Below are 7,166 nucleotides of genomic sequence, written 5' to 3'. Positions count from 1 at the left end.
CCCCCACGACCGTGCCGAGCACGCCCAGGGCCACGGCCAGCAGAACGGTGAACAGTGAACGACCGAGCCGGGAGACCCCGATGGCGGGTATTCGCTTCAAGAGCGCTGACATGTCGAGTACGCCGTCCCTACGTCGTGGGGGGTGGGGGGTGCGCCGGGCCGGCCGGCGGACGCGGGCGCCGGACGCGGACCAGGCGGGTGGAGCGGTGGCGCTCCCGGGGGAACGCGGGTGCGGGAAGCCCGTACCGGGCGAGGCGGACGATGTTCCGGCGCGACCGGCCGGCGCCGTGGTCAAGTCGATCTGTTAACGCTAACAAGACCTCGGCGGTCGCGGGCTCCTCTCGGTCGGGTGACGGAAGGCGGTGGTGCGGCGGAGCAAATACGACGGCCGGCCGCACTGTCAAGGACGCGGTCACGGCCCGCGCCCGCCGGCCGGCGGCCCGGGCGGGCGTCCGCTCTTGTCACCGGTGATATGCCCGCCCTCCGGCGGATCGGGGGACGATGAAAATTTCAGCGCCCGGCCGGATCGGCCGGCGGCCCGGCAGGCCACCTGCGGCCCGCCCGTTCCGGCCCCGGCGACCTCGTCGCCCGTCGAACCGTTTCAGCTGACCTTGACAGGTTTCCGGGATATTTCCAGACTGTCCCGAGATGGTCGCCTCGTGCCGGGGTCGGTGGTGGACGGCGGGAGGCGCCGCCATGTCGTGGTCCGGTGACGCGCCGGAGCACCGATTCCGGCGGCCCCGCCCCGCACTCCCGTCATGACCTACCGGCGGGGACACGGCCATGAGCGCGCCCCCCGGCCCGCCGGGCGGCGAGCGGGCATGCGCACGCGTCCCGCCCCGACGCACCGGAGACACATCGATGCCACCGACCCGAAGCACCCGACGGCGCCCCTTCCGGTTCCTCGGCGAAGCGCGCCACCGCCTCGGCCGGGCACTCGCCCGGCCCGCCGCCCGGCGCGACGGCCGGCGCGGCGGCCGGCTGATGGCCGCCGCGCGACTGGCCGTCCTGGCCGCGCTGCCCGCAGGCTGTGCCGTGGTCTTGACGGTGGCCGACGGCGCGGCCGCCGCCACCGTCAAGGCCGTGGCCGGCTCGGCCGCGACCGTCGCGGCGGTGTCCCCGGTGACCAGACCGCCGATGGGGTGGGCGTCCTGGAACACGTTCGCCGCGCAGATCAACTACAACGTGATCAAGAACCAGGTGGACGCGCTGGTGTCCTCCGGGATGAAGGACGCCGGCTACGAGTACGTCAACATCGACGAGGGCTGGTGGCAGGGCACCCGGGACGCGGCCGGCAACATCACCGTGGACACCGCCGAATGGCCCGGCGGCATGCAGGCCATCACCGACTACATCCACAGCAAGGGCCTGAAGGCCGGCATCTACACCGACGCCGGGCGCAACGGGTGCGGCTACTACTATCCGACCGGGCGACCGGCCGCGCCGAACAGCGGCAGCGAGGGCCACTACGACCAGGACTTCCTGCAGTTCTCCCGCTGGGGGTTCGACTTCGTCAAGGTCGACTGGTGCGGCGGGCAGGCCGAGGGCCTGAACTCGCGCACCACCTATCAGGCGATCAGCGACGCGATCGGCCGGGCCACCGCGCAGACCGGCCGGCCGATGGTGCTGTCGGTGTGCAACTGGGGCCAGCAGAGCCCGTGGGACTGGGCGCCGGCCATGTCGACGATGTGGCGGACCAGCGGTGACATCATCTACTGGGGCGAGTCGGCGTCGATGGACCGGGTGCTGGCCAACTTCGACTCCGCCCAGCATCCCGCGGCGCAGAGCCCGGGCCGCTACAACGACCCCGACATGCTGGTCGTCGGCATGAAGGGCTTCACCGCCGCGCAGAACCGCACGCACCTCGGCCTGTGGGCGATCTCGGGGGCGCCGCTGCTGGCGGGCAACAACCTGGCCACCATGAGCGCGGAGACCCGGGCGATCCTCACCAACCGCGAGGTCCTGGCGGTCGACCAGGATCCGAACGGCCGGCAGGGGGTCAAGGTCGCCGAGGACCAGAGCGGGCGCCAGGTGTACAGCAAGGTGCTGATCGGTGACGGCCGCCGGGCGGTCCTGCTGCTGAACCGGACGACCTCCGCCGCACCGATCACCGCCCGCTGGTCCGACCTCGGCCTGACCGGCTCGGCGGTGGTGCGCGACCCGTGGACCGGTACCGACGTCGGCACCTTCAGCGGGAGCCACACCGTCACGGTGCCCGCGCGCGAGGCGGTGCTGCTCACCGTCACCGGGACCGGCGGCGGGCCCTCGCCGTCCCCGACCCCGACCCCGGCGCCGGGCGGCGGCGCGATCAAGGGGGCCGCCTCGGGCCGGTGCCTGGACGCGGGATCGTCGGCCAACGGGACGCAGGCCCAGATCTGGGACTGCAACGGCGGCACCGGCCAGCAGTGGACGCAGACCGCGTCCGGGGAGCTGCGGGTGTACGGCAACAAGTGCCTGGACGTGAACAACCGCGGCACCGCCGACGGAACGAACGTCATCATCTGGGACTGCAACGGGCAGAACAACCAGCAGTGGCGGTTCAACGCCGACGGCAGCATCACCGCGGTCGGCGCCAACAAGTGCCTGGACGTGCCGAACAACGCCACCGCCAACGGCACCAAGCTGGTCATCTGGTCCTGCAACGGCGGCACCAACCAGCGCTGGACCCGCACCTGACGCCTCAGCGCCGGAACACCGGGCGGGGCGGGGGCATGACCGCCCTCGCCCCGCCCGGGGTCAGTCCTGCGTCCGGCCGCCGGTGAGCCGGGAGATCGCCAGCGCGGTGAGGATGATCCCGCCGTTGAGCGCCTCGATCCACTGGGCCGGCACCCCCGCCAGCGTCAGCACGTTCTGGATCATGTAGAGCAGCAGGATTCCGGTGAACGCGCCGAACACCGTGCCCTTGCCGCCGTTGAGGCTCACCCCGCCGATGACGGCGGCGGCGAACACGGTGAAGATGGCCCCGTCGCCCTGGCCGGCGGCGACCGAGGCGAGCCGGCCGGAGAGCAGCAGGCCGCCGAGCGCGGCCAGCGTGCCGGCGGCGATCAGGGTGATCCACAGCACCCGGTCGGTGCGGATGCCGGCCGCCTTGGCCGCGTCGACGTTGCCGCCGATGGCGTACAGCGACCGGCCGAACCGGGTGTACCCCAGCACCACGATCCCGCCCGCGAACAGCAGCAGGCAGATCCAGATGGAGGCGGGCACGCCCAGCCACACCGTCGAGCCGAGATAGGTCATGGACGGCGGGAGGTTGAAGAAGGTCTTGCCGCCGGAGATGCCGGTGAGCAGGCCGCGCAGCACGATCAGCATGCCCAGCGTGACGATGAAGCCGTTGAGCCCGAAGCGGACGATGAACAGCGCGTTCACCGCCCCCGCCAGCACCCCGACCGCCAGGGTGACCGGGATCGCCCACCCGCCGGGCAGCAGGCCCAGCCCGTGCCCGGCGCCGGCCGCGACCGTCAGCCAGGCGGCCACCCCGGGGGCCAGCCCGAAGGTGGACTCCAGCGACAGGTCCATCCGGCCGGCGACCAGCACCAGCGTCTGGGCCAGGACGAGCAGCGAGATCTCCGACATCGTCTGCAGGATGTTGATCAGGTTGTCGCTCTGCAGGAAGATCGGATTGACGATCTGTCCGACGATCGCGATGACGACGATGGCGGGCACCAGGGCGTAGTCCCGCAACCGGGCCAGCCGGATCGCCGGACGGCGCCGTCCCGCTCCGGTCCCGTCCGGCGCCGGCGGGTCCGGTGGCCGTCCGGTCCCGGCGGGCACGGCGGTGGTCTCAGGCATCGAGCTCGACTCCTTCCATGGCGGCCACCATCTCGTGGTCGTGCCAGCCGGCGGCCAGTTCGGCGACGACACGGCCGTGGAACATCACCAGCACCCGGTCGCACGACCGCAGATCGTCCAGCTCGTCGGAGGCGATCACCACGGCGGTCCGCTGCCCGGCGACCTCTTCGACCTTGCCGAGCAGGAACTCCTTGGACCGGACGTCGACCCCGGCGGTCGGCGTGATGAGCACCAGCAGGCGGGGGTCGTTGGCCAGCGCGCGGGCCATGACGACCTTCTGCTGGTTCCCGCCGGACAGCCCGGAGACGGGCAGCGCCGGGCCGGGGGTCTTGATCGCCAGATTGTCGATCATCTCACCGGCCAGCGCGTCGCGCCGCCGGTCGCTGAGGAATCCGGCGGCGCCGAGCCGCTCGGGGACGGTGAGCGTGGCGTTGTCGGCGATCGACATCAGCGGGACCAGGCCCTGATGGTGGCGATCACGAGGGACGAACCCCACGCCGGCCGCCAGCCCGTCGGGCACGCTGCCCGGCTTCAGCGGGCGCCCGGCCACCTCGACGACGCCCGCGGCCGGTGCCCGCAGCCCGACGACGGTCTCGGCCAGCTCGGTCTTGCCGCTGCCCTCCAGCCCGGCCAGGCCGACGATCTCCCCCTCCCGGACGCGGAGGTCCACCTCGTGGTAGGCCCCGGCGCCGGTCAGGCCCCGGGCCTCCAGCACGACCGGCACGTCCGCGCCGATCGCCGGTCGCACCCGCCGCTCCCGCAGCCCGGCGGCCTCGCCGGTCATCGCCGCCACCAGATCACCCTGCGGCAGGTCCGCCACCGGGGCGGTGACGATGTGCCGGGCGTCGCGGAAGACGGTGACCCGGTCGCAGATCTCGTAGACCTCCTGCAGGTGGTGGCTGATGAACAGGAAGGTGACGCCCTGTTCCCGCATGGCGCGCATCCGCTCGAAGAGCCGGGCGATGGCGGCGCCGTCGAGCTGGGCGGTGGGCTCATCCAAGATGATGAACCGCGCGCCGAACGACAGAGCGCGGGCGATCTCCACGAACTGCCGCTGCTCCACCCCGAGGTCGCCGGCCGGCCGGCGGACGTCCACGTCGACCGACCACTCCTCCAGCAGCTCGGCGGCCTTGCGCCACAGGTTCGACCAGCCGACCAGGCCCAGCCGGTTGCGGTCGTGCCGGTTCAGGTACAGGTTCTCCGCCACGGTCAGCCCGGGAATGATCGTGGACTTCTGGTAGACGCAGGCCACTCGCCGCCGCCAGGCGTCCCGGTCGGCGAGCCGCGGCGCGGGGGCTCCGGCGAAGCGGACCTCGCCCTCGTCCGGCGCCTGCAGCCCGGTCAGGATGGACACCAGGGTGGACTTGCCCGCGCCGTTCCGTCCGACCAGGGCGTGCGTCTCCCCCGGTGTGATCGCGATGTGCGCGCGGTCCAGCGCCACCGTCTCGCCGTATCTCTTGGTGATGCGCTCCGCCTCGGCGACGGGCCGGTCCTGCCGGACCGGCCCGCCGTCCCGGGCGGGCGGAGAGCTCGCTGCCGCGAACTCGCCCATGGCCACGCCCTCTCAGTTCAGGTTGTTGCCCCAGAGCGACTTGTCGTCGTGCTTGACGCTGGGGATGCCGCCGTAGGTCGCGCCGTCCGCGGTGACCAGGGGCGCGGAGAGCTGGTCCTCCAGCAATCCCGGGCGCACCTGGATGATGTTGCTGTCGTGGTCGGTCTTGCCGGGCTGGAACGTCTTGCCGTCCACCGCCGCCTTGGCGTAGAAGAGCGCGTACTTGGCGTACAGGTCGGCGGGCTGGGAAACGGTGGCGTCGATGTTGCCGGCGGCGATGTCCTTGAGCTCCTGCGGGATGCCGTCGTTGGAGACCACGAAGACGTGCTTGGCGTCGTCCGGCGGGACCAGCAGGTCGCGCTGCTTGAGCACCTGCAGCGTGCCGGCGAGCGCGAAGCTCGACTGCATGTAGACGCCCTTGAGGTCGGGGTTGGCGGTGAGCACCGTGGAGAGCTTCTGTGCGGCAACCGCGCCGTCCCAGTTGGTGGCCTCACCGAAGACCTTGATGCCGGGGTAGTTCTGCTTCATGCACTCGTTGAACGCCTCGGTGCGGTCGCGGCCGTTGATTGAGGCGAGGTCGCCCTGCAGCATGATCACCTTGCCCTTGCCGCCGAGCTTCTCGCCCAGGTACCGGCAGGCCTTCTCCCCGTAGGCGCGGTTGTCGGCGCGTACGACCATGAAGGCGTTGCCCTGGTCGGGCCGGGTGTCCACCAGGACCACCGGGATCTTCTTGCCCTCGAGCTGCTGGAGGGTGGGAGCCACCGCGGCGGTGTCCTGCGGCGCCATGACCACGCCGCGCACGCCCTGTCCGACCAGGCTCTGCACGTTGGCGGTGAGGGTGGCGACGTCGTTCTGGGAGTTGGTGGTCTTGATGTCCGCGCCGAGCTCACCGGCGGACTGCGGGACGTACTTGATATAGGAGTTCCAGAAGTCGGTGTCGGAGCGGGGGTAGTCCACGCCGAGCACCGGCTTCGCGGGGGCGCCGCTCGCCCCGCCACCGCCCGCCCCGGCGCCGCCGTCCCCGCCGCACGCGGCGGCGAGGCTCGCCGACACGGTCAGGGTCACGGCGAGTGCGAACCGTCTGGGTCTCATCGTCTCTCCTCAAAGATCACCGGGCCCGTGGCCGGCACCGGCCGAACCCGCCGCGGACACCAGCGGGACCGGCCGCGCTCCGACGCGTGACTCTCACGAGACCGGATCCGAAACGCGCTTGTCACCGCCACGACATAGGACGTCTTTCTATGGCCAAATCCCAGCCAGTGTCCAGACTTTTTCTGAGATTTCCGCAGGATTCGCGGGCGGCGCGGCTAGGGTGGCCGGATATCGCGGCCGAGCCCATCTCGCAGGCGCTCCCATACATCCCATGTCTTGCCTCATCCGGGCGGGCTCCACCAGGTGGTGGCGGGAGGGCGGCCCGGTCACCGGGCGAACCGCCGTCCGCCGGGCGGGCGCGGCCTCGCGACCGGGAGCGTGGCCCGGCACCCGGCCGGCGCCCGTCCCGCGACGCGTACCCTCCGGCGGGTGAAAATTTCAGCCTCCCGGACGCGGGACGAGGCGCGGCCGCCAGCCGTCGGCACAGTTGGCGAGCGAGCGGACGCCGCGCGGCGGCGTCCGGCGACCGGGCGGGCCTCTTGACGAGCCACCGCCGGTTCGGATTTGCTCCGCCGCACCACCACCTACGATCAGCCGGCGATCAGCGGACCGCCGGCGCCGGGACACCATCCTTCGGCCCGCCCGGTGGTCACCCCGACGCTGTTAGCGCTAACAGAATGGGCGGTCCAATCCACGACGAGATCTTACGAGTCCGGCTCCACGAAAGGAACCC

Annotated in this window: 4 protein-coding genes; 1 reads left to right on the top strand and 3 read right to left on the bottom strand. The window is 72.0% G+C overall.

Going from position 1 to position 7,166, the window contains the following annotated elements:
* Positions 1-861: 861 nt before the first annotated feature.
* Positions 862-2,676, top strand: coding sequence for a glycoside hydrolase family 27 protein (locus Sru01_RS34880; protein ID WP_203995114.1), 1,815 nt, complete (start codon positions 862-864; stop codon positions 2,674-2,676).
* Positions 2,677-2,736: 60 nt separating this feature from the next.
* Here the strand turns inward: Sru01_RS34880 and Sru01_RS34875 are convergent, their stop codons facing one another.
* From Sru01_RS34875 to Sru01_RS34865, 3 genes are read right to left on the bottom strand one after another with little or no spacing between them, the layout of a single operon-like run.
* A complete protein-coding gene (locus tag Sru01_RS34875; protein ID WP_203995112.1) occupies positions 2,737-3,789 on the bottom strand; it encodes an ABC transporter permease in 1,053 nt (350 codons plus the stop codon).
* Positions 3,782-5,341, bottom strand: a complete 1,560-nt coding sequence (locus Sru01_RS34870) for a sugar ABC transporter ATP-binding protein (RefSeq protein WP_203995111.1) — start codon at positions 5,339-5,341, stop codon at positions 3,782-3,784. Before Sru01_RS34870 ends, Sru01_RS34875 begins: the two co-directional genes overlap by 8 nt.
* Before the next feature lie 12 nt (positions 5,342-5,353).
* Entirely contained in the window at positions 5,354-6,433 is a 1,080-nt protein-coding gene (locus Sru01_RS34865; protein ID WP_203995110.1) for a sugar ABC transporter substrate-binding protein, read from the bottom strand.
* Positions 6,434-7,166: the final 733 nt, after the last annotated feature.

Origin of the sequence: Sphaerisporangium rufum (assembly GCF_016863395.1) — a bacterium.
Lineage (GTDB): Bacteria > Actinomycetota > Actinomycetes > Streptosporangiales > Streptosporangiaceae > Sphaerisporangium > Sphaerisporangium rufum.
Note: the sequence above shows the minus strand (reverse complement) of the source record. Positions and strands in the feature narration are given on the sequence as shown.